This window comes from Poritiphilus flavus, assembly GCF_009901585.1.
GTDB lineage: Bacteria > Bacteroidota > Bacteroidia > Flavobacteriales > Flavobacteriaceae > Poritiphilus > Poritiphilus flavus.
On sequence record NZ_WXYO01000005.1, the window covers coordinates 263,175 to 284,958 of the forward strand.

Here is a 21,784-nt window from a genome sequence, read left to right on the forward strand (position 1 = left end):
TATTTATTGACCTTGCAACAGCTTTTCAGCATTCGCGATGCTTGTGTTGATCTGATCGCGCATTTCCTTCACCTTTATCTCTTCCTCGTCCAGCCACAATTGCTTTTGTTCTGTCAATTCCTTTCCATCCAGGATCTCGGCGGGTTCAAATCGATCTCCAAAACCTTTCATCCAGTCCATCATGGATTTATGTGAGGCCTGAAGGTCTTTCATGGCTTTATCGTATTTCATTCCCATTTCAGTGGAATCTGCCCTGGGCTTTAATTCTTTGACCAGCTTTCCTATGGTACTCATTTTGGGCATTACTTCGTCGTGAATGGCCATAACCTGGTCCATTTGCGAAGGTTCTTTTTCACTTTCGGCCTTCTGTTTACAGGAGCCACCCAGTAACAGGATCGCGCTAAGAAGAACAAGGATTTTCAACTTCATATTATTGGATTTATCGCTTGCCAAAATTACAAAATTCACCCACAATTAATTCGTGAAAAAGTTCCATTTTTGTGTAAAAGCTACTTTGGATGTACAACGTAAACCGGAAGTGGATCTATCTGCTGTCACTTTCCGTCATTTGGGGCTCTTCCTTTATTCTTATTAAAAAAGCACTCTTGGGCTTCAGCCCTGTTCAGGTGGGTGCCATAAGAATAGTATTTGCAGCTTTATTTCTGCTTTTGCTTGGCTTTCGAGGTTTGCGCTCCTTATCTATGACCGATTGGAAGTGGATGATAACGGCTGGCTTTTTAAGTTCTTTTTTTCCACCTTTTTTGTTCGCCCTTGCCCAAACCCAGATAGACAGCGGGGTTACTTCCATTTTCAATTCCCTGGCGCCACTGTTTACGGCTGTTGTCGGGATACTGTTCTTTGGGGCTTTGGTAACTAGAAGACAGATCCTGGGGGTGTTCATTGGCCTTGCCGGCACTTTGATACTGTTCATTGCCGGAGCCAAACTGAATCCACATCAGAATTACTGGTACGCGACTTTCATCCTGCTCTCGGCCCTGGGATACGCCTTAAATATCAACATAATAAAAAAGCATCTATCTCATTTAAGTTCACTGACCATTACTTCGGCGAGTTTTGGAGGGGTCCTGCTGCCGGCTTTGATCGTTCTGGGAGCTTCAGATATAGGGAGTATAACATGGAGTTCTCAAAGCGTTCGTGTAGCCACGGCCTGTGTGCTTACCCTGGCCATACTGGGAACCGGGCTGGCAAATGTGCTCTTTAATAAGCTCATAAAGATCTCAAGTCCCGTATATGCGGCTTCGGTAACCTATCTTATCCCCCTGGTGGCGATTCTCTGGGGTTTATGGGATGGGGAGATCATTAACTGGGTACAACTGTTCGGGGGGATAGTGATCCTGCTTGGGGTATACCTGGTGAACAAAAAAAAGGCACCCCAATCCTGAGATGCCTTTAACAGTTTGGTAAAACCAATTATTCAAAATCCGCCTCAGTAACCTCTTTGTTGATCACGGCTTCCAGAAGTTTACTCTCCATGAGTTGTGGACCCATGGTCCCTATTTTAAGGGATGGGAACATGATCCCGTCTACTTCCTGATAATCTTTAAAGGTAACTTCCTGATTTTGTGTTTGTCCGTTCATGCTGATCACAGTGGCCTCCTTTAGTTTCAAACCACTTTCCGTGTCGTAGAAGTAAGTGGCTTTTACCGCTTCTCCGGGAACTTCGATCTTATAAGCTTCCTTTCCATCAATACTTTCTGTTCCTACAAGCTTTGCCAATCCGCTTGCGGCTATTCCCTGTTCCGGGAAAATACCCATGAAGGCCAGCAGATCTTTTTGCATTTGAGGAGGAAGAGGCACTTTGTTGCCTCCTTGTTTCATAAACAGCTCATCGCCTTTGGCGATGACTCCCATCATAGGAGAATCATTCATATAAGTGGTCTGCGCATATTTATCCGCAGTCCTTTTCTCTTCGAGCTTGATCGTGGCTCCCATGGCACTTCCCTCATAAACCAGTTTCAGGGATTGGATCTTATCCACTTCCGCCTTACCGCCTATGGCCTCAAAATACCTGGAAAGAACACTTTCTACGGTAACGCCATCCGGAATATCAGCTCCATATTCCGGCTTTTCGCTTATATCCGCCGTCTTGCTGTAATAGCGCATCGGTATGGTTTTTCCGTTGTAGGAGAGTTTTTCAAGGTTCTCAATCACATCACTTCCTTTTCCGGTAACCACTATTCTTGCTTTATCCGTTCCAAAATATTTCTGTGCGGCATGGGTAATGTCTTCCGCGGTAATGGCATTGATCCGCTCCAGGTAGGTGGTGTAAAAATCTTTGGGTAGGCCCTCAGTTTCAATATTCATGGCATACCTGGCAATGGTTTCCGGCCGTTCCAGGGCAATGACGAAACCTCCAACATACTCCGCCTTCACATTTTTAAGCTCTTCTGCGGTCACCGGCTCTTTAGTTATACGGTCAATTTCCCGAAGTATTTCCACAACGGAACTGTCTGTTACCATGTTTCTAACGCTGGCGGTGGCCCTGAAGATGGCAGGGGCATATTTGTCGTTGCCAATTCGGGAATACGAGCCGTAAGTATATCCTTTATCTTCCCTAAGATTGAGAAATAGCCTTGCTGTTCCGCTACCTCCCAGAATTCGGTTGGCCAACAGAGCCTTCAGGTAATCTTCGTCTTTCATTTTTAGATCTACCAGGTTCTGTACACTGATCTCGGATTGTACGGCATTGGGCATATCCACAAAATTTACCTGGGTGTATTGAACGTCCGATGGTTTTGAATATGAAAATGAAGGAGGAGAGGCCTTGGTCCAGGGTGTAAAGTGGGTGGTTACCAATTCCTGGGCTTCCTCAAATTTGACATCACCAATAATGATCAGGTAGGCATTGGCAGGTACAAAGTAATCGGAATAGAACTTGCGTACATCACCCAGGGTCACATTATTGACCGTCTCTTCTGAGGTAAACTCTCCGTAAGGATGTCCCTTTCCATAGGCCAGGGCACTTTCTACCCGGTCCGCAATGGCTGAGACGTCTTTTTCTCCCGCCTGTAGTGCAGTGATCAATTTCGCCTTTTCCTTTTCAAATTCTTCTTCGGTAAAGTTTGGATTAATTGCCGCGTCTGCCAGCAATTCCAATATTCTGGGGAAGTATTTGGACAGTGAAGCGGCAAAGGCGCTTTGCGATCCAAAATTGATCTGAGCCCCCAGGAAGTCTACCTCCTCATTGAATTCATCCTTAGAAATGGTCTTGGATCCGTTCCCCAGCAGGCTTCCTGTAAGCGTAGAAACACCGGCCTTGTCCCCTTCCAGAATGGGAGGGTTGTCTAAACTAAGCTGTATGGAAACCCTGGGTAATTTGGAGTTCTCAACCACCATTACTTTCAGACCGTTATTGAGTTCAAAGGTCTTGGGTTCCTGTAAGTTTATCTCGGGCGATGGTCCCGGTTCAGGCATTTTAGTTCTGTCTATCTGGGCCTGCAATCCCTGCATAAGCAGGCAAGCGACAAAGATGTATATAGCTTTTTTCATATAGGGTAGTGTTTAGTTTTGTACTGGTGCTTCTGGCAGGTATTCCAGTTCCACACGTTGATTTGGTTTGAGATACTTGTTGGCCACTTCCTTGATCTCTTCCCGGCTTATGGACCGGTAGATATCGATTTCAGTGTTGATCAGGTTTGTGTCTCCGTATAGCATATGGTAGGTGCCCAGGGAATTGGCTATCCCGGCTATACTGCTATTGGCATTTACAAAAAGGTTCTCGAACTTATTTTGAAGTTTTTGATAGTCGCGTTCCGAGATAAGATCGGTTTGGATCTTTACGATTTCCTCGTCTATCTCAGCTATAAGGTCAGCCAGAGATGTTTCACCAACCGGCAAGGCCCCAACGATATAGGCTCCGTAATCTTCCTGCGATCCGTTAAAAGCGAAAACCTGTAAGGCCTGTTTCTGCTCGTCAACGAGTTTTTTGTAGAGTTTGGAACTCTTACCATCGCTCAGGTAAGTAGATATGACATCCAGCACATAGGCATCCCGCTCCGTCTGAGCCGGGGTTCTGTAGCCCATCAGGATGGCGGGGATCTGGATGTTGGGATCGTGATATTTGGTTTTTATAGTTTCAGCAATAGGGTCTTCTACGAATTCCTTCCGCACGATCTTGGCGCCCCTGGGAATGGGCCCGAAATAATCCTGGATCATTTTTTTGGTTTTATCCGTATCGATGTCCCCCGCAACAACCAAAACTGCATTGTTTGGCACGTAGAATTTTTGATTGAATTCCTTGAAATCTTCAAGGGTAGCACCGGCAAGGTGCTCCATGGAACCTATGGTCTGCCAGCGGTAAGGGTGCTTTTTGAACAGGTTCACGAACATCTGCTCCCGCCATCTGCCATAAGGCGCGTTATCGTAACGTAGCCTGCGTTCTTCCTGTACTACTTCGCTTTGGGTATCTACCCCTACCTTATTGATCACCGGATGCATTAGTCGTTCGGATTCCAGCCAAAGCCCTACCTCCAGGCTGTTGGATGGGAAGGTCTCGTAGTAATAGGTCCTGTCCTGATTGGTGGTGGCATTACCTCTGCCTCCGTTTGAGGCGACTATCTTATCCCATTCACCTCGTTTGATGTTCTTGGTTCCTTCAAAGAGTAAGTGCTCAAAGAAATGCGCAAAACCTGTCTTATTGGGGTTCTCATCTTTGGCACCTACATGGTAGAATACGGAAATATTCACTACGGGAGCCGTATTGTCCTGATGTAAAATAACATGGAGTCCGTTGTCCAGGTCGTATTCTTCAAAACTTACCTCCTGGGCTATTGCCATACTCCCAACAAAGAGCAGTACAAAGAACATTAGCACTGTTTTTTTCATTTTTTAGCGTTTAATTAATTATTTGATAAGTGGCCGGTCACAGATTCAGAAAATACCCTTTTTTTGATGGAAGCGATCCAGGGCGGGAACAATTCGAAACCACTGTTTTCTTCGTCTCAGAGTCCATTGGGATTTCTGTAATTAACCGGCGCAAAGTATTAGTATGCAGGGGCGTTCATAAGTTACACGAATATAATTTTTTTAGGCTTTTAAGGACGGAAAACCCAACTTCTTTAACAAGATTTTATGGGATAATTCGACAAGATTCATTAAATTCAAAGACACAACCTAAAAGCCTTCGAGAATGAGATCTTTTGCGCTACCTATTCGATTTGGTATTGCCACCAGCGGTTGTTTAATTGCTTACTTTCTGATTCTTTCGCTGTTCGGGCTTCACACCAATGTTTTTTACAGCTTATTTAACGGGGTTATCACCGGCTTCGGGATTTACGAAGCCATAAAGTACTACAGGCTCCGGGAGAAGGATGGATTCACCTATGGAAAGGGTTTTGCCGCGGGAATGACCACTGGATTTGTGGCAACGCTAATCTTTACCATCTTCTTTGCCTTGTATTCCACAGAACTGGACTCCGGCTTTTTAGCGGAGCTTTCCACCGTTTTTTTTGAGGATTACAAGAATTTCGAGGGGATCGTATTTTTTACTGTAGCCATTATGGGATTTGCCACCACCCTGGTACTTACCTTATCCTTTATGCAGTTGTTTAAAACCTCGAATAACCTAAAGAAAAAATCGGCTTAAAATCCCTTGCCAGTTCCTTATTTAGCTGTATATTTGCACCCGCCTTGGCAATATGGATCCCATTGGTTAGATGGCTCTTGCGTTATCAGGGCATTAAAAACTAAAATTATAATATACACGTTATGTATGCAATCGTAGAGATAGCAGGGCAGCAATTCAAAGTTGCGAAAGACCAGAAGGTGTATGTTCACAGACTTAAGGAAGACGAAGGGAAGAAGGTAACTTTTCACAATGTACTCCTTTTGGAAGACGGAAAGAACATCACTGTTGGCGCCCCGGCTATAGACGGAGCCGCTGTAGAGGCTAAAGTCGTTAAACATCTGAAAGGCGATAAAGTAATTGTCTTCAAAAAGAAAAGGCGTAAGGGATATCGCAAGAAAAATGGGCATCGTCAGTATTTGACAGAGCTAATGATCGAAGGTATCGTTGCAAAAGGCGCTAAGAAACCTGCAGCACCAAAAGCTGCTGCAAAGCCAAAGGCAGCTCCGGTAGAAGCTAAGGAGGCTCCAAAAAAGGCAGCACCAAAGAAAGCTGCTGAGAAGCCGGTTGAAGATCTGAGTAAAAAGACTGTAGCTCAATTAAAGGAAATGGCAAAGGCTAAAGGAATTGAAGGAATTTCTTCAATGAAAAAAGCTGATCTGATCGCCGCATTGAGCAAATAAATCATAAACCCCGGCCTGATCCGGGATAAATAAAAATATCATGGCACATAAGAAAGGTGTTGGTAGTTCTAAGAACGGTAGAGAGTCGGAATCGAAACGCTTAGGGGTTAAGATCTTCGGAGGCCAGGCTGCCGTTGCAGGAAATATCATCGTAAGACAACGTGGTACAAAACACAATCCCGGAGATAATGTATATGTCGGGAAAGATCATACCTTGCATGCCAAGGTAGACGGGATCGTAAAGTTTGAGAAGAAAACAGGAGGTAAATCATACGTATCCATAGAACCTTTTCAGGCCTAAGCCCTGTACCAGATAAAATTAAAGCCCTGGCCGCACTGGTCAGGGCTTTTTTGTTAATAAATGTTTACTTTTTTCTAAAGATTGGATCAAATCAAGCCGGAATTGATCTAATCATAATACAAACTTCAAACTTGTAAAACACGATTAGGGTTTGGAAGTGATTTCTTTATGGTTCAATAAACAACCACACTATAGCAATGAAGAAATCACTATTTACTCTTGCCCTGATCTTCAGCTTCAGCGCCTGTCTACAGGGTCAAAACGGTAACATTCAAGGAACAATTTCAGATCAGAACGGGATCTACGTTCCGGGAGCAAATGTCATAATCTCCACAATTGGAAAAGGAGCCATTTCCAATTTTGACGGGAAATTCACCATGGTAGACATACCAGAAGGTAACTATACACTACAGATTTCATACCTGGGGTATGGAGATATAGAGCAGGCAGTATCGGTCATTTCGAATACAACAACCACCGTTTCCATCGTGATGACGCCAAAAAGCCTGGAATTGGATGGAGTGGAAGTAACAGCCTACGGACTAAGCGGTCAGGCAAAAGCTCTGAATAAGCAGAAAAACAACTTAAATATTACTAATGTGGTCTCTACGGATCAGATTGGGAAATTCCCGGATGCCAATATTGGGGATGCGGTAAAACGTATACCCGGGATCACCATGCAGGTAGATCAGGGCGAAGCCAGGAATATCATTGTAAGGGGACTTTCTCCTCAGTTGAATTCTGTTACCCTGAACGGAAGCCGTATTCCTTCGGCCGAAGGAGATAACAGGAATATTCAGATGGACCTGATCCCATCAGATATGATCCAGACTATTGAAGTGAATAAGGCAGTCACTCCGGATATGGACGCGGATGCTTTGGGAGGTTCCGTAAACCTTGTCACCAGAACTGCCCCGCAAGGTTTCCGGCTGGCCGCTACAGCAGGTTCCGGTATCAATTTTATTACGGATAAGCGGATCTTAAACGGCTCATTCCTGATCGGTGACCGTACCGCAAACGGGAAATTCGGATGGATGGTTGCAGCCTCCATCAACGATAATGATTTTGGCTCAGATAATGTTGAGGCTGAGTGGGAGGATGAATTTGAATTCTTCAATGGCAGCGACACCGAAGAGGTTGATGTGAATCCTTATACCAAAGTCTTGGAACAAAGAACATATCTGGTGCAACGGATCCGTAGAAGTTTTTCTGCCAACTTCGATTTCCAATTTGATGCCAATAACTCTATCTACCTCAAAACCATGTATAACTGGCGTGACGATCGCGAAAACCGATTCCGCCTGGAGCAGGAGATCCTGGACTCGGAAGACATCGGAGCCGCAGATTTTACAGTGACTAACGGCATACCAACCAGATTTCCTGTAGAGGTGAAAAGACAGACCAAAGGAGGTATTGATGCAGATCGGAATGAAAACAGGCGACTGGAAGACCAAAGAATGCAGAATTACACCCTGGGTGGGGATCACCTATGGGGCAAATTAAAGGTAAACTGGATGGGCTCTTACGCCCAGGCTTCCGAAGAAAGACCCAACGAACGATATGCCGAATTTGAATCGGTATACAGTATCGACAACGATAATTCCGATCCTGAATTTCCCATTTTTACTGCCACGACCGCGGCGGATGCCTCTGATCTTGGGAGTTTTGAATTCGGAGAGATCACTGATGAAAACCAGTTTACTGAAGAAGAGGATTTCAACGCTTTCATAAACTTTGAATTGCCGGCAGATTTCTTTGGAAAAGGAGATGGGATCGTCAAATTTGGATTAAGGGGTCGCTTTAAGAATAAGATCAGGGATAACAATTTCTTTGAATATGACCTCGAAGGCACTTTTCCCACATTGGCTGCCGTCCCCACAAAAGACTATACTGATCCTGATTATCTGGCTGGAAGCCAATACCGTGCTGGATTGTATGCAGACGAGGCCTGGTTGGGCGGTCTTAGCCTGGTCAATGGAACAGCAGTTCCTGACGAGTTCCTGAGAGCCAACTTCGATGTGGAGGAAAACGTTTATGCCGCCTACCTGATGACGAATCAGAAATTGACGGATAACTTTAGCGTTTTGTGGGGCTTGCGGGTAGAGGCAACAGATATTACGGCTAAAGGAAACCAGATTGAGGACGAAGAAAATGTAGTGGGCGAGATCACAGAAGAAAGCTCCTATACCAACATAATGCCAGGGGTACATCTCAAATACGATATTACGGATAATACCATTCTGCGTTTTGCCTGGACCAATACCCTGGCCAGACCTAACTATGCAGACCTGGTCCCTTCCCTGGATGTCGTTTCAGGAGATGAGGAGATCTTTGTTGGAAACCCGGAATTAGACCCGACCACGTCCATGAATTTCGATCTGATGGCGGAACACTACTTTACCAGTGTTGGTTTACTTTCCGGAGGTGTTTTTTACAAACGTATCAACGATTTCATTTACACTTTCCAGGGCGAGGCCACAGATGATTCTCTGGGTGCCGGAACCACAGGCTTTAATGTCTTCCAACCTCTAAATGGGGATGACGCTTCGGTAGTCGGGGTGGAAGTGGCTGTTCAGCGGCAGTTGGACTTCCTTCCCGGTTTCGCGAAAAATTTTAGTCTCTACCTAAATTACACCTATCTGACCTCAAGTGCTGACGGGATCCGCAATGAAGACGGAGATGAGCGTACAGATCTCGATCTACCCAATACCGCTCCCAATATGTTCAACGGTTCTCTTGGTTATGCTGACAAGAAATTTACGGCCAGGTTGTCTATCAATTTCTCAGACGCTTATATTGATGAGATAGGAGGCAGGGCGTTTGATGATCGTTATTACGACGAGCAGTTATTCCTGGATTTCAACGCCACCTTTGCCATAAATAAGAACCTGCGTATCTATGCGGATTTGAATAATATCACCAACCAGCCTTTGCGCTATTATCAGGGCATAACTTCCCGCACTCAGCAGGTTGAGTTTTATGAGAGAAGGCTTACTTTTGGTTTGAAATACGATTTGTTCCAGACCAATTAGCAAGCGGTTAAATTTTACATCACAAACACTTACCCGGTTCCGCCGGGTTTGTTTTATATTATGAGCAACAAAGCTGTTTTTCACTTTTTTCTATTGATTTTTCTCTGCGCATGCGGCGGTCAGGTTCCTCCGGATGCCACCCCTGATATCATAACCGAAAAAACATTGCATGACACAGATGATCCAGCCATTTGGGTACATCCGGAAAACCCAGCCCAAAGTGTCATTTTTGGAACGGACAAGGATACAGACGGGGCCATATATGCTTTCGGACTTGATGGAAAAGTCATTGAAAACAAAACTCTCCGGAATTTAAAGCGGCCAAACAATGTGGATATTGAGTACGGCTTCGCGATTAACGATTCTGTGAGCACGGATATAATGGTCTTCACCGAAAGAGAAAGAAATCAGATCAGGATCTTTTCGGTGCCGGATATGAAACCGCTAGACCAGGGAGGGGTACCGGTATTCAAGGATGAAAAGAACCCTGACTACCGCCTGCCCATGGGTATTTCCTTGTATAAATCGCCGATTGACCAGGCTGTATACGCTTTTGTTGGTCGGAAATCAGGTCCGGCCACAGGTTATATTTATCAATATGTATTGGAAAGTAAGGGCAATGGCTCTCTTAGTGCCAGGCTGGTACGGAAATTCGGTAAGTTCAGCGGTAAAAAGGAAATAGAAGCAATTGCTGTAGACGACCTTAATGGTTTTGTCTACTATGCCGATGAAGGTGTTTGCATTCGTAAATATCACGCGGATCCAGCCCTTGGAAATGAGGAGATCAGTTGTTTCGGAGGGGAGTATTTTGAACAGGACATTGAGGGGATTGCCCTTACAACCTGGCCTGAAAGTGAGAACTACCTGATCGTTTCCGACCAACAGCGCAACCAATTCAACATATTTTCCGCCCGGGACAATTCCTTCGTAAAATCAATCAATCTCGGAACTGTGGATACCGATGGATGTGAGGTGACAACGATTGGCCTGGGAACACGCTTTCCGAATGGCTTATTCGTAGCCATGCATAACGAAAGGGAGTTCTTCTTTTACGATCTGAAGATGCTGGGCCTGCCATAGACACCCTGTTTTACACTGACCCGGATAAAAGCACGGATTTAAGAAGTTCAATCACTTTTTCGCCTTCAACATCCACACAAATGTTGATCTTTGGCCGGCCTTTCCAGGGCTTTAATGCTTCCCTTTCTTCCTGGTCAGTATCTCCGACGGAGGGCCAGGTCTTCCCTCTGCCAACCCCTTCATGAGTAGCTACCCTTACCGGATAATTTTCGGTAGTGTAGTAATCCGGACGCATCAAATAGGCAAAAACAGAGGCATCGTGCAGATAGGTACCTTCAATTTTGTTGGCTCTTTTGAAAAAATCCAGGTAGAACAAATAGGCGGAGGTGACGTGCTTGTTAATCGGTGAGGGATTTTGAGTGATCTCATCAAAATCGCTTCGCCTTAAAAGGGTTCTATGGGTAACGTCCAGTCCGATCATAGTTACGGGCCATTCCGCACCGAGGACCTCGTCCGCAGCCAGTGGATCTGAAAGTATATTGGCCTCGGCAGCCGGTGTGGCATTTCCGGGGCAAAATGGGTTTCCTCCCATAAGAACCACCTCTTTGACCTTGTGCTGAATTTCCGGCTTTTGCCTAAGGGCCAGGGCCAGGTTGGTCAAAGGTCCCAAAGCGACAAGCACAAGCTCGTTCGGAAATTTCATGACCTGCTCAATTATAAATTCGTGGGCTGGGAGGGAAATAGCCTTATTCTTACTGGGTGGCTTATTGGTATTTCCCTGTCCGTCATCCCCGTGAATAAAGGGAACACCTCCTCCAAATACACCCTCCAGCGGGTTAGCCGCACCTTTGGATACAGGGACCTCACTTCTGTCAAGCAGATCGAGCAATCGCAGTGCGTTTGTGGTGGTTATATCAATGGATACATTGCCAAATACAGTCGTAAGTCCCAGGATTTCAAACGCTCCGGAGGCAAAAGCGAATTGAATAGCCATACTGTCGTCAATACCAGGGTCTGTATCGATAATAATTTTATGCATAATTCTACAGCAATTTCGCGCCTATTTGTTGCCAGGAATCCGCTCGCTCAAATCCGTTTTGGTTCACATTATGCGGAGAGGTGAACATAATACTTCGCCCGTCGAAATGTTCCAGGTTATATGCGCGATCGTCTATCAGCACATCACCTTTGAGAATGTGTTTATCTCCGCAGAGAATTCGGTTCTTCCAATGGATAAAGGGAAAATATTCATCCAGCCAATCGCTCTTTTCCTGTAGCGAGTTAGGGAATTGCATAGCGGCGGAAGCAATGTATACTTCGTATTTGTCAGCCAATTCAGCCAGTACGGACTGGCTGTCCTTTATGGGCTCAAGTGTTCTGAAAAAGCCCGGTTGCCAGGCATGCTTCCTAACACTTTCCTGTCTTTCTTCCGGGACACTCTGCCAGACTTCTCCACCCATACATTGCTGACGGCTCAGGTTTTCCTTGAAATCCGTATTATACTGTACAATATGGGCTCCGTAGGTGTCCGCAATCACTTCGTCCATATCCACAAAAAGAATCATAGGAATATTTTTTTGCGAAGTACGACAAAATGGATTTGAAAATGAAATCCTTTTTAAAAGTTGACTTTTTGATAAAGCAAAGGGTCACTGTTTCAGGATATCCCTTATGATCTTAAGATGATGTTCCGTATGGATCTTAAGAAATTTCCTGGCAGTTCTTTTTCTCAAGTCTCCAAGGTATGGATGTGAAAAGTAAGAATCTGCCGGTAAGGAATCATAAGCGCTCAGGTTCTTGCGGGATTGTCTAAGTTGAATATATAGGCTATCTGTGATGATGAGATCCGGCGGCCTTACGATCTTTGGAGATTCCGCCCGCCCTCTTGGAATACGATTTGTGATTAGCACCAAAGACCTGCCTGGATTGAAGCTGGCCTTGTAATTATCCGGATCTGATCTTTTTACTGCTTTATATATCTCATTGATTGTCCTAAGCGTATGGTCCAGATGCCATGAGATTGGCACTTTAGAGACCTTAGGGTCCAGGCTGTCCCGAAACTTTATATAGGATTCCAACTCATTGAGTTCCGGACTGAGAAATTGAGTTTGTGCCATATTCTTTTGCCAATTGGAGAAGACAACCAGGGAACCCAAGATAAGGAATAGGCCAATGACCAGTGCCTTTAACTTCATGTTCTCAATAATTTTTGGTGTTTGGTCATTCCTGCCATCACCGATTTCATGATCCGTATTTTTCCCCATCTCGGAACCGTTCTCAGCCCAAACAAAAGGGTTTTTGTAAGACGTCCGGGGAAGACTGTCGGGCGTTTGCCAAGGGCCTTCAAAATGGGGATACCTATTATTTCTGGTTCCTGGGCATTGCCCATTTCCATATCAGCCCTCTTGGCAAATCCGCTTTTGACCGGGCCTGGTGCAGCGGTCAGTACAGAGACGCCATAGGGCTTAAGCTCGTGGTAAAGCGCCTCTCCCAGGGATTGTACATAGGCCTTTGATGCCGCATAATTTGCCGCATTCGGGACCCCCTGGAATCCGACAATGGAACTGAGCAGAATAATCCCTCCTTTTCCCCTCTCGGCAAAGCTTCGCGAAAAGTAATGGGTAAGCATGGCCAGGGCAAGGCAATTTACCTGAAGTAGCCTGAGCTCCTCAGCTGCTTCGTTCTGAAAAAACAGGCCTGATGTTCCATATCCGGCCGAGGCGACAAAGAGACCGATGTCCAGGTCGCTGGTGGCATCGATTAACTCGTATATCTCGGACATTGAAGAAAGATCAGCGACCACCGTCCTGGTCTTGATGGCGTATTCCGCTTGCAGCAGGGCAGAAAGGCCCTCCAATTGAATAGCCTGTCTTCCGGTAAGCACTAAGTTGATCCCGGATTCTGCCAGCCTCAAGGCGATTTCCCTTCCTATTCCCGAGCTAGACCCGGTTATCAGGGCCCAGGGCCCATATTGCTCCAGCAAATTTGCTTTTAATTTATTTGAAAGTCGCATATCAAATGGTTTAGATTATTTACTGTCTACACTGAGAGATTTATCCCAACCCCACCAAAAGGTGGTCCTTAGCCTGGCTGAAATGTTCCTGGAACTTAAGGCTTCGGACCTCCTCTTAAGCGGGTTTCGGGGGATCTTGTTTTTTGAATCCATGTGAAGCTTTTTAGAATTGGAAGCGGTAGCCGAAATCAGGGAAAAACCCTATCTGATCCACCTGGTCTATATTATTGGTCAACCTGTTATACCTCCGAACGAAGACATTCTCATTGGCGGTTACATTCTGCAGATCCACGTAAAACTGATGGGAGCGCTTTTTGTTACGGCTATTGATCTTTATCCCGAATTTTACATCCCAACGGAAATAAGCGTCGTACTGTTGGCTAAAAGCCAGGTCTTCCTGTAATACCTCGAATCCGGATATACGAGATGCTTCAAGGTCTACAGGGGTAAAATAGCGTCCGCCGGAGGTAGTAAACCTGGTATCTACAAACCAGATATTTTTTCCTGAAGGGCCGGTTTTAAACTCCTTTCCTGCCAAAAGATTCACTACATAACCGTTGTTAAAGGGAGAGTTTCGCTCAATACCATCGCTCCCTTCGTATTTGCTCTCAAAGAATGAACTGGTAAAGAGCCCGTAAAACCCCTGACTAAAGAATTTTTCGACGGTCAGTTCAATACCCTGGTTATAACCAGTGCCCTCGCTCACCAGGGAAACCCTGTCGTTGTCAAAACCAAAGTCTGCTCCTTCTGTTAAGGTAGAGTAACTGGAGGGGAAGGGCTCCACAGCTGCCTTGTCTATATCCTGATAGTAAAGCTCAAGTTTTCCCCTCCAATTGCTACCCAATTTAACATCGTATCCTAATACATAGTGTTGGCTTCGAACGAAGTCAAGGTCGGTGTTGGTTTGAACCAGTTCTCCATTCACCTCTTCATTTAGAAATAATATGGGAAGCGGAACGGTCTGTTGATGCAAACCATAACCCAGGTTCAACTTGTGGTTGGGCGCCAGCTGGTAACTAAGTGCTGCCCTGGGTTCCAGTGCGAATTGTTCGTTGAGGTTACTGTATTGGGCGTGCAGGCCGGCATTGAACGTAATGTCTTCAGTTAATCGGAACTGCCCCTGCACATAGGGTTGAACAAGCAATACATTTTCATCTATATCCCTAAAAGTGAATAAGTCGGGATCCCCGTCCCCATCAGCGTCTGGTTGTTCTTCCCGGTCTCTCAACAGGCTTTCCACCCCAAAATTTTCCAACAATACACCGGCCCGAATTGAGGTTCGATTGCTTAATTTAGAATTGAAAAGGGTGCTGAAAGTAAGCCTGGTCTCCGTATCATCCACCTCGGTATAGGCGATGATACGTTCTTCTGCGGTATCCTTGTTAAAATAGCGATTGGCGTCAAATTCGTTGCCGGAGAAAGAACCGGCCACTACAGTTCTGAGAAAGGAGTTCGACCCCAGTTTCAGTTGGTGTTTAAGTCCGGCTACGCCAAACCGCGAGATGACAAAGGCATCTTCGTCATCAGCAGCAAAAAGGTCGTCTTCGTCTATCTCATCACTTAAGAAATCGATATCTGAGGTTCCGAAAATCCCAAAAACTGAAAACCTGCCCGCGGCGCTCTTACCAAAATCAATATTAAAAGCAAGGTCATTGTAGTTTGGTACTGCACTGGTACCTCCTGCCCCGACTCCCAGAATACCAACCAGGGAGTATCTTGCAGCGATAAGAAAGGAACCGTTTTTCTTGCCCAAGGGACCTTCCGCGGTTGCCTCTACCCCTGTAAAGATTCCGGTTTGAAGTGCAAATTCGTAATTGTCCAGATTACCTTTTCTAAAGCCGAGATCAAAAACTCCACCTACCGCGTTTCCGTATTCTGCCGGAAAGGCGGAGGTAAGAAAGTCTGAATTTTTAAGCATGTTAGGATTCAAGGCGGAAACCGGACCTCCGGTAGTACCTGCAGTGGAATAGTGGTTAGGGCTTGGGATAGGGATGCCTTCCAGCCGCCATAACAGACCAGTTGGGGAATTTCCCCGAACTACGATATCATTCCTACTGTCGTCCGGTGCGGAGACTCCGGCAAAGTTGGCCGCCAGTCTCCCCACATCGCTGCGGCCGCCAGAGAAACGGGTCACTTCTTCCAATCCAAATTGCCTGGCGGAGACCGTGGCCAGTTTATTCAGGGCCTGATCTTTATTGGTGTCTGTGGTAAGGATCACTTCGTTCAGCTGATTAAAAGATTCTATTAGCAGAATATTCAAGAATACGTCCTTACCAGTGGTGACCTCAATATTGGGTATCGTGGAGCTTTCGTAACCTATATAGCTAATGCGGATCACTTGTCTGCCTATTGGGACATTGTTCAGGGAGAACCTTCCGTCCATATCGGTGATCACTCCAGTGGCCCTGTCCGCGTTTAAGAGTTCAATAGTGGCTCCATCCAGCGGGGTTTCCGATTGTTTGTCGATTACAAGACCTTTGATCGTTCCTGTCTGGGCGTATACCAGGTTGAGAAGGAATAAGAGGCTAAGGGTTAAAATGCTTTTTTTCATGACTTTCGATTTTGACTTTGTTCAAATCTGAAAAGTTTATTTCTGAGAGGAAATTGGAAAAACAGCAAACCGTATTATTTCGCATTGGGTTGTTGAGCTGATGTTTGAACAGGCATCAGACATAGGAAATGGTCCGGATCTCAGGTCAGCGGCCCGCGTGTCAGTTCAAGGTGGAATTCTACAATTCAACAGCCAATACCTTCCGTGAAGCTATCACTTCCGTATCTTTAGGCGAATATTGGCAAGCTAATGGCTGTAATCACAAAAAAAGGTATCAAGAAATTCGGATTCCGGGTGGGCGTCATCGTCGGGGTGTATTTGCTCATTAAGCTCACTATAGATCACAATTCCTTTAATAAGGAGCATATGGCGGATGGTGGATTTTTTAGTCCCGCCAGCCTTTTCTACTTCGGAACTGCTTTTTTCCTCTTTATGCTTACCTGGGAGAGTAATGATTGGCTGGTTCGAAGACAATTGAAGACCAGTAAGGGTGATGGCCTGGATCTAAGGAACAGTTTGCGAATACTTTTTGTAAATATGCTGTTCTTCATTCCAGCTGCTGCACTGATCTATTACCTCGGTATTTACGTATTTGACGAAATATGCCAAATCCATCCGGATGACCGAGGGTTGAGGTTCCGGATTGATTTCTTTAGGGCGATGTTACTGGGTTTCACAGTAATCGTATTCAATCTTTTCTACCATTCTATGCGACAGAAAAGACATATTGAACAAAAAATGGCAGATCTGACCCGTGAGGTAACCGCTTCCAAGTACAATTCCCTTAAGAGCCAGATCAGCCCGCACTTTCTATTTAACAGCCTGAATACACTTACTTCCCTGATGTATGAAGATCGGGATCTGGCCTCAGATTTTGTCTCACGGCTGGCCTCCAGTTATCGTTATATTCTGGATAATCGGGAAGAAGACCTGGTTAGCCTGGAAAAAGAATTGAATTTTCTGGATTCTTTTAATTTTATGATGAAAGTACGCCATAGAGAATCCATAAAAATTGAAACCAGGATAGACCTGGATCCCGGAGAATTCAAAGTTCCTACTTTGAGCTTACAAATGCTGGTTGAAAATGCGATGAAGCACAATTATTATTCTGCTGAAAGACCTTTGGAGATATACATTTCTACCATTGGCAAAGAAGCTTTGTCCGTAAAGAATAACCTTAGAAAAAGGGAACTTAGGGAAGAAACTACCCAACTGGGGCTAAAGAACATCCGAAAGCGATATTCTTTTTATACCAATAAACAAGTACTGATCCGCGAGGATCGGGGAGATTTTGAAGTGATTATCCCATTGTTGGACCGCGAAGCTGATAAAATGAAAATCCTAGCCATATCCTGAGTATGAAAGCCGTGATCGTAGAAGACGAACGAATTGCATCGCGGAGGCTTGCAAACCTGGTAAATGAGCTGGCACCGGAGATAGAGATTACAGGAGAGATCACTTCTGTGGAAAGCGGGCTTAAGTGGTTTGATGACAATCCTATGCCAGACCTGATATTCCTGGATATTCAGCTGAACGACGGCTATGGTTTTGATATACTGGATGCTATAGAAGATCATCCACCTGTAATATTTACAACGGCCTATAATGAATACGCCATAAGGGGATTTAAATACAATGGCCTGGATTACCTCCTGAAACCTATAGCCAAAGCTGATCTGGACAAGGCACTGAGAAAATACAGAAGGAGTAATAACCATTCGGATGAATTGATAAACCCTATAAAACTTCAGGAGCTCAAAGCGTTATTCCGTAAGGAGTACAAGCATCGTTTCATGGTAAAAGTGGGAAATCAGTTTAAAGCGTTCGATGTCGCCGATATAGCGTATTTCAAATCACATGAAGGCCTTATCTACCTCTATACTTTTGGAGGTCAGAGTTATCCGATCGAATATTCCATAGACCAATTGGAACAAATATTGAATCCTGTGCAGTTTTTCAGGATCAACCGCAAGTTCATGGTCGCGGTAAGCGCTGTAAAGGAAATACATACTTATTTTAACAGCCGTCTGTTATTGAAGTTGCAGCCTAAAGATGAGGATCAGATCATTGTCTCCAGGGAACGCACTACCAATTTTAAAAGGTGGCTGGATATGTAATCTGGCCCCTATTTCCTTAAATTCTGTTAATCCTTATTGCAATGGTGTAAAATGAAGTACCTTGTGTATACAATAACAAATACCTATGAGATCACTTAGAACAATGTCCGCTGCAATACTTCTATTGGTAGCATTCGGGCTTCAGGCACAGTCCAAAAAAGATAAGAAAATCATGAATGACGCCAAAAAGGCGAAGAAGACCCTGCTAAAGACCAGTCCTGGGTTAAAAAGCTTTTTTGATCAATCCGCAGGTTATGTGCTTTTTCCGAATGTGGGGAAAGGAGGCTTTATTATAGGAGGAGCTTCCGGGAATGGCGTAGTCTACGAAAACGGTAAGGCCATTGGAATGGCCAATCTAAAAAAATTGAATGTAGGCCTGCAGGCTGGTGGCCAGGCTATAATTGAGATCATCTTTTTTGAGACGGATGTGGACCTGATGCGCTTTAAAGAAGGGAAGTTCGCTTTTGCCGCTGAAGCTTCGGCCGTGGCTTTAAAATCAGGAGCAGCGGTAAATGCCAAATACAAAGACGGAGTGGCGGTTTTTGCATTACCCAAGGCCGGACTTATGGCGGATGCCTCCGTGGGCGGACAAAAGTTTGGATATAAGGCCTTTTAAGAAAAAACCCTTAGACTTCCCGGAGGGAGCTAAGGGTTTATGATTTTTGTAGCTAATGCTGTGGTCTAGTACCTGTAGTACTCAGGTTTGAACGGACCGTTTACACTTACACCGATATACTCTGCCTGATCTTCTTTCAGTTCAGTAAGTTCTGCACCCAAACGGGCAAGGTGTAATTTTGCTACTTTTTCGTCCAGGTGCTTTGGAAGCATATACACCTGATTTTCGTATTTGTCTGAATGGTTCCAAAGCTCAATTTGAGCCAGGGTCTGATTGGTAAATGAATTACTCATCACAAAACTTGGGTGTCCGGTAGCACACCCCAGATTTACCAGACGGCCTTCGGCAAGTACAATAACGTCTTTCCCATCAAGGGTATACTTATCTACTTGCGGCTTTATTTCGTCTTTGGTGTCGCCATAGTTCTCATTCAACCAGGCCATGTCGATCTCATTGTCAAAATGCCCAATATTACAAACGATGGCTTTGTCACGCATGGCTTTGAAGTGCTCTCCGCGAATAATATCCTTGTTTCCGGTTGAAGTAATCACCACATCGGCCTGACCAACTACAGACTCCAGTTTTTTAACTTCATATCCATCCATACAGGCTTGTAGCGCACAGATAGGGTCAATTTCAGTGACAGTCACAATGGCACCTGCCCCTCTGAAGGAGGCGGCTGTACCTTTACCAACGTCTCCGTATCCTGCAACTACAACGCGCTTACCAGCAAGCATGGTATCTGTGGCACGTCTTATGGCATCTACAGCACTCTCCCGGCAACCGTATTTGTTATCAAATTTCGACTTTGTTACGGAGTCATTCACATTGATGGCTGGCATGGGAAGGGTTCCGTTCTTTACCCTGTCGTACAGGCGGTGAACCCCGGTAGTGGTCTCCTCAGACAATCCTTTGATATCCGGGGTGAGCTCAGGATACCTGTCCAATACCATATTAGTGAGGTCTCCACCGTCGTCCAGGATCATGTTCAGCGGTTTGCGGTCTTCCCCGAAGAAAAGGGTTTGCTCAATACACCAGTCAAACTCTTCTTCAGTCATACCTTTCCAGGCATAAACCGGAATTCCGGCAGCTGCGATCGCTGCGGCGGCATGGTCCTGAGTAGAAAAAATGTTGCAGCTACTCCAGGTCACTTCTGCTCCAAGGGCGACTAAGGTTTCAATGAGTACAGCAGTCTGAATTGTCATATGCAGACATCCGGCTATTCTCGCTCCTTTTAATGGTTGCTGGGTTCCGTATTCTTCGCGCAAAGACATCAGACCGGGCATTTCGGCCTCAGCCAGTTCAATTTCCTTCCTTCCCCAATCTGCAAGGGAAATGTCCTTTACCTTGTACGGAACATAAGGTATTGTTTTGGTGCTCATATCTTTTTTTTTATTTTACTTTCGTTAAGTAGGAACCTTCAGAATGTCAACTGTCTAAGGTAGTGTAGTTGACCTCTCGAATTTCCCGCTTGCAAAGGTAATGATAACTTTGATCATCTCATGCCTCTTTATAAAAAAATATCGGTAAAACAGGGGGTTACGGCCTATGTCTGGAAGGTTACAGAGCCGGAAGATGAGCTTGCTTCTGAGGTAAAACTTACAGATGTTTGTCAGCGTCGGATGGATGGAATGAAGTCTGAATTGCATCGAAGGGCATTTCTTAGCATCAGGCATTTGTTGAAGCAGGTGGGGTATACGGATTTTGATCTTCATTATGATGATTTTGGGAAACCTCATTTAAAGGACGGGAATTTTATTTCCATATCGCACTCTCACGAATTCACAGGTATCATAGTCAGCAAGTCCAAAGAGGTTGGTATAGATATAGAAAAACAACGTGAGAAGATACTACGCATAGCCCATAAGTTTACGCCTATTGAGGAATACCGCACAATTGCAAACACAGAAGCGCTCATTCAGAAACTGACTATTGTCTGGGGTGCTAAAGAGTCGCTTTATAAGATTTACGCCACCCCGGGGCTTAGTTTTCTTCACCACATTTATATCAATGACTTTGCCATGTCTGCCATGGAGCTAAGTGGTGAGATCTTTTACAAGGGTAAAAAGTCAAATTACGAGATCTCCTTCCTGGAATTTGAAGGATTCACCTGTGTATATGCCTTAAAGATGGGTTGAATTGGGATAAGATCAAGTCCAGGTTTAAGTCTAAGTCTAAGGCTAAGTTTAAGTCAAAGTATAAGTATAAGTTTAAGTTCAGGCTGAATGCGGGGGATTCTGAATCCCTCCCCAATTTCAAGTTATTTGATTTAACTGCATTTTAAAAGCAGGAAAGGTGAAGATTAAGTCCAAGCCTAAGTTTAAGATCAAGTTCAATTTGGAAGGAAGACTGTTTACTGTTCACTGATTACTGTTCACTGATTACTGTTCACTGATTACTGTTCACTGATTACTGTCAAATGCCAACTGCTAACTGAATTCATCCTCCGAAGCCTTGGCGAAGGGGGACTGCCTACTGAACAAGGGGTTCTAAACCCCACCCCAATCTCAAGTTATTTGATTTGACTGCAATTCAAAAGCAGGAAAGACAATGAGTCAATATGAAAATGTGAAAATGAGGAGGTGGATTATTGGATTGTTGAAAAATGTGGAATTAATGAAATTTGAGAATGTGACAATTTTAAAATTTGAAGATTGGTAACCGCCTTGAACTGCCAGTTGAAAGCTTTTATGGACTAAATTCGCTAATCGCTAATCGCTAATCGCTAATCGCTAATCGCATATCTCATTTCTCAAATCGTATATCGTAAATCAGATATTGTATATCACCAATTTATGCTCCGTAAAGAAGTGAAGCAGAACTGTTCACTGTTTACTGTTCACTGATTACTGCTCACTGCCACTGCC

Annotated in this window: 20 protein-coding genes; 10 read left to right on the forward strand and 10 right to left on the reverse strand. The window is 44.8% G+C overall.

The genetic code is table 11. From position 1 onward, the window contains the following. Positions 1–3: 3 nt before the first annotated feature. Complete coding sequence (locus GTQ38_RS11445) at positions 4–429, reverse strand: hypothetical protein (RefSeq protein ID WP_161435654.1); 426 nt, start codon at positions 427–429, stop codon at positions 4–6. A gap of 89 nt (positions 430–518) precedes the next feature. Between GTQ38_RS11445 and GTQ38_RS11450 the strand changes: the two genes are divergently transcribed. Next, positions 519–1,403 carry a DMT family transporter gene (locus tag GTQ38_RS11450; protein ID WP_161435655.1) on the forward strand — a complete coding sequence of 295 codons (885 nt, stop codon included), beginning with the start codon at positions 519–521 and terminating at the stop codon, positions 1,401–1,403. 28 nt (positions 1,404–1,431) lie between these two features. Here the strand turns inward: GTQ38_RS11450 and GTQ38_RS11455 are convergent, their stop codons facing one another. Further along, on the reverse strand, positions 1,432–3,510 hold the full coding sequence (locus GTQ38_RS11455) for an insulinase family protein (protein ID WP_161435656.1): 2,079 nt from the start codon (positions 3,508–3,510) through the stop codon (positions 1,432–1,434). A 12-nt stretch (positions 3,511–3,522) separates the two neighbouring features. Continuing rightward, positions 3,523–4,845 (reverse strand): M16 family metallopeptidase, encoded by a 1,323-nt coding sequence (locus GTQ38_RS11460; protein WP_161435657.1) that lies wholly within the window; start codon positions 4,843–4,845, stop codon positions 3,523–3,525. 304 nt (positions 4,846–5,149) lie between these two features. Between GTQ38_RS11460 and GTQ38_RS11465 the strand changes: the two genes are divergently transcribed. From GTQ38_RS11465 to GTQ38_RS11485, 5 genes are all read left to right on the forward strand, one after another. After that, positions 5,150–5,605: a DUF4199 domain-containing protein gene (locus tag GTQ38_RS11465; RefSeq protein WP_161435658.1), complete on the forward strand. Its 456-nt coding sequence runs from the start codon at positions 5,150–5,152 to the stop codon at positions 5,603–5,605. 122 nt (positions 5,606–5,727) lie between these two features. Beyond that, a complete protein-coding gene (rplU, locus tag GTQ38_RS11470; RefSeq protein ID WP_161435659.1) occupies positions 5,728–6,267 on the forward strand; it encodes a 50S ribosomal protein L21 in 540 nt (179 codons plus the stop codon). Positions 6,268–6,307: 40 nt separating this feature from the next. Then, positions 6,308–6,568: a 50S ribosomal protein L27 gene (gene rpmA / locus GTQ38_RS11475; RefSeq protein ID WP_161435660.1), complete on the forward strand. Its 261-nt coding sequence runs from the start codon at positions 6,308–6,310 to the stop codon at positions 6,566–6,568. Between the two features lie 197 nt (positions 6,569–6,765). Then, the gene (locus GTQ38_RS11480; RefSeq protein WP_161435661.1) at positions 6,766–9,600 is read left to right on the forward strand and encodes a TonB-dependent receptor; all 2,835 of its coding nucleotides are present in this window, start codon (positions 6,766–6,768) and stop codon (positions 9,598–9,600) included. 60 nt (positions 9,601–9,660) lie between these two features. Next, positions 9,661–10,680 carry a phytase gene (locus tag GTQ38_RS11485; RefSeq protein WP_161435662.1) on the forward strand — a complete coding sequence of 340 codons (1,020 nt, stop codon included), beginning with the start codon at positions 9,661–9,663 and terminating at the stop codon, positions 10,678–10,680. Positions 10,681–10,690: 10 nt separating this feature from the next. Here GTQ38_RS11485 and GTQ38_RS11490 read toward each other — a convergent pair whose 3' ends face one another. From GTQ38_RS11490 to GTQ38_RS11515, 6 genes are all read right to left on the reverse strand, one after another. Further along, a complete protein-coding gene (locus GTQ38_RS11490; protein WP_161435663.1) occupies positions 10,691–11,659 on the reverse strand; it encodes a nucleoside hydrolase in 969 nt (322 codons plus the stop codon). 4 nt (positions 11,660–11,663) lie between these two features. Next, positions 11,664–12,185, reverse strand: coding sequence for a 5' nucleotidase, NT5C type (locus GTQ38_RS11495; RefSeq protein ID WP_161435664.1), 522 nt, complete (start codon positions 12,183–12,185; stop codon positions 11,664–11,666). Positions 12,186–12,269: 84 nt separating this feature from the next. Beyond that, positions 12,270–12,815, reverse strand: coding sequence for a hypothetical protein (locus GTQ38_RS11500; protein WP_161435665.1), 546 nt, complete (start codon positions 12,813–12,815; stop codon positions 12,270–12,272). After that, complete coding sequence (locus GTQ38_RS11505) at positions 12,812–13,633, reverse strand: SDR family NAD(P)-dependent oxidoreductase (RefSeq protein WP_161435666.1); 822 nt, start codon at positions 13,631–13,633, stop codon at positions 12,812–12,814. The genes GTQ38_RS11500 and GTQ38_RS11505 overlap by 4 nt, the downstream gene beginning before the upstream one ends. 15 nt (positions 13,634–13,648) lie before the next feature. After that, a complete protein-coding gene (locus GTQ38_RS11510; protein ID WP_161435667.1) occupies positions 13,649–13,786 on the reverse strand; it encodes a hypothetical protein in 138 nt (45 codons plus the stop codon). A 10-nt stretch (positions 13,787–13,796) separates the two neighbouring features. After that, on the reverse strand, positions 13,797–16,184 hold the full coding sequence (locus tag GTQ38_RS11515) for a TonB-dependent receptor (protein WP_161435668.1): 2,388 nt from the start codon (positions 16,182–16,184) through the stop codon (positions 13,797–13,799). A 249-nt stretch (positions 16,185–16,433) separates the two neighbouring features. Here GTQ38_RS11515 and GTQ38_RS11520 point away from each other — a divergent pair, with 249 nt between their 5' ends. From GTQ38_RS11520 to GTQ38_RS11530, 3 genes are all read left to right on the forward strand, one after another. Then, positions 16,434–17,540 (forward strand): sensor histidine kinase, encoded by a 1,107-nt coding sequence (locus GTQ38_RS11520; RefSeq protein WP_161435669.1) that lies wholly within the window; start codon positions 16,434–16,436, stop codon positions 17,538–17,540. A gap of 2 nt (positions 17,541–17,542) precedes the next feature. Further along, positions 17,543–18,301, forward strand: a complete 759-nt coding sequence (locus GTQ38_RS11525; RefSeq protein WP_161435670.1) for a LytR/AlgR family response regulator transcription factor — start codon at positions 17,543–17,545, stop codon at positions 18,299–18,301. An 85-nt stretch (positions 18,302–18,386) separates the two neighbouring features. Further along, positions 18,387–18,917: a lipid-binding SYLF domain-containing protein gene (locus tag GTQ38_RS11530; protein ID WP_161435671.1), complete on the forward strand. Its 531-nt coding sequence runs from the start codon at positions 18,387–18,389 to the stop codon at positions 18,915–18,917. A 65-nt stretch (positions 18,918–18,982) separates the two neighbouring features. On the opposite strand, the gene ahcY is transcribed toward GTQ38_RS11530, so the two are convergent. Then, the gene (gene ahcY, locus GTQ38_RS11535) at positions 18,983–20,299 is read right to left on the reverse strand and encodes an adenosylhomocysteinase (protein ID WP_161435672.1); all 1,317 of its coding nucleotides are present in this window, start codon (positions 20,297–20,299) and stop codon (positions 18,983–18,985) included. 120 nt (positions 20,300–20,419) lie between these two features. Between ahcY and GTQ38_RS11540 the strand changes: the two genes are divergently transcribed. After that, positions 20,420–21,055: a 4'-phosphopantetheinyl transferase family protein gene (locus GTQ38_RS11540; RefSeq protein WP_161435673.1), complete on the forward strand. Its 636-nt coding sequence runs from the start codon at positions 20,420–20,422 to the stop codon at positions 21,053–21,055. The last annotated feature ends 729 nt before the right edge of the window (positions 21,056–21,784 follow it).

Excerpts from the sequence above, each read along its gene's own strand:
- rpmA (WP_161435660.1), top strand. The coding sequence starts at position 6,308 with ATGGCACATAAGAAAGGTGTTGGTAGTTCTAAGAACGGTAGAGAGTCG.
- GTQ38_RS11455 (WP_161435656.1), bottom strand. The coding sequence starts at position 3,510 with ATGAAAAAAGCTATATACATCTTTGTCGCTTGCCTGCTTATGCAGGGA.
- ahcY (WP_161435672.1), bottom strand. The coding sequence starts at position 20,299 with ATGAGCACCAAAACAATACCTTATGTTCCGTACAAGGTAAAGGACATT.
- GTQ38_RS11525 (WP_161435670.1), top strand. The coding sequence starts at position 17,543 with ATGAAAGCCGTGATCGTAGAAGACGAACGAATTGCATCGCGGAGGCTT.
- GTQ38_RS11480 (WP_161435661.1), top strand. The coding sequence starts at position 6,766 with ATGAAGAAATCACTATTTACTCTTGCCCTGATCTTCAGCTTCAGCGCC.
- GTQ38_RS11450 (WP_161435655.1), top strand. The coding sequence starts at position 519 with ATGTACAACGTAAACCGGAAGTGGATCTATCTGCTGTCACTTTCCGTC.
- GTQ38_RS11530 (WP_161435671.1), top strand. The coding sequence starts at position 18,387 with ATGAGATCACTTAGAACAATGTCCGCTGCAATACTTCTATTGGTAGCA.
- GTQ38_RS11520 (WP_161435669.1), top strand. The coding sequence starts at position 16,434 with ATGGCTGTAATCACAAAAAAAGGTATCAAGAAATTCGGATTCCGGGTG.
- rplU (WP_161435659.1), top strand. The coding sequence starts at position 5,728 with ATGTATGCAATCGTAGAGATAGCAGGGCAGCAATTCAAAGTTGCGAAA.
- GTQ38_RS11495 (WP_161435664.1), bottom strand. The coding sequence starts at position 12,185 with ATGATTCTTTTTGTGGATATGGACGAAGTGATTGCGGACACCTACGGA.
- GTQ38_RS11490 (WP_161435663.1), bottom strand. The coding sequence starts at position 11,659 with ATGCATAAAATTATTATCGATACAGACCCTGGTATTGACGACAGTATG.
- GTQ38_RS11445 (WP_161435654.1), bottom strand. The coding sequence starts at position 429 with ATGAAGTTGAAAATCCTTGTTCTTCTTAGCGCGATCCTGTTACTGGGT.
- GTQ38_RS11500 (WP_161435665.1), bottom strand. The coding sequence starts at position 12,815 with ATGAAGTTAAAGGCACTGGTCATTGGCCTATTCCTTATCTTGGGTTCC.
- GTQ38_RS11485 (WP_161435662.1), top strand. The coding sequence starts at position 9,661 with ATGAGCAACAAAGCTGTTTTTCACTTTTTTCTATTGATTTTTCTCTGC.
- GTQ38_RS11460 (WP_161435657.1), bottom strand. The coding sequence starts at position 4,845 with ATGAAAAAAACAGTGCTAATGTTCTTTGTACTGCTCTTTGTTGGGAGT.
- GTQ38_RS11465 (WP_161435658.1), top strand. The coding sequence starts at position 5,150 with ATGAGATCTTTTGCGCTACCTATTCGATTTGGTATTGCCACCAGCGGT.
- GTQ38_RS11515 (WP_161435668.1), bottom strand. The coding sequence starts at position 16,184 with ATGAAAAAAAGCATTTTAACCCTTAGCCTCTTATTCCTTCTCAACCTG.
- GTQ38_RS11505 (WP_161435666.1), bottom strand. The coding sequence starts at position 13,633 with ATGCGACTTTCAAATAAATTAAAAGCAAATTTGCTGGAGCAATATGGG.
- GTQ38_RS11510 (WP_161435667.1), bottom strand. The coding sequence starts at position 13,786 with ATGGATTCAAAAAACAAGATCCCCCGAAACCCGCTTAAGAGGAGGTCC.
- GTQ38_RS11540 (WP_161435673.1), top strand. The coding sequence starts at position 20,420 with ATGCCTCTTTATAAAAAAATATCGGTAAAACAGGGGGTTACGGCCTAT.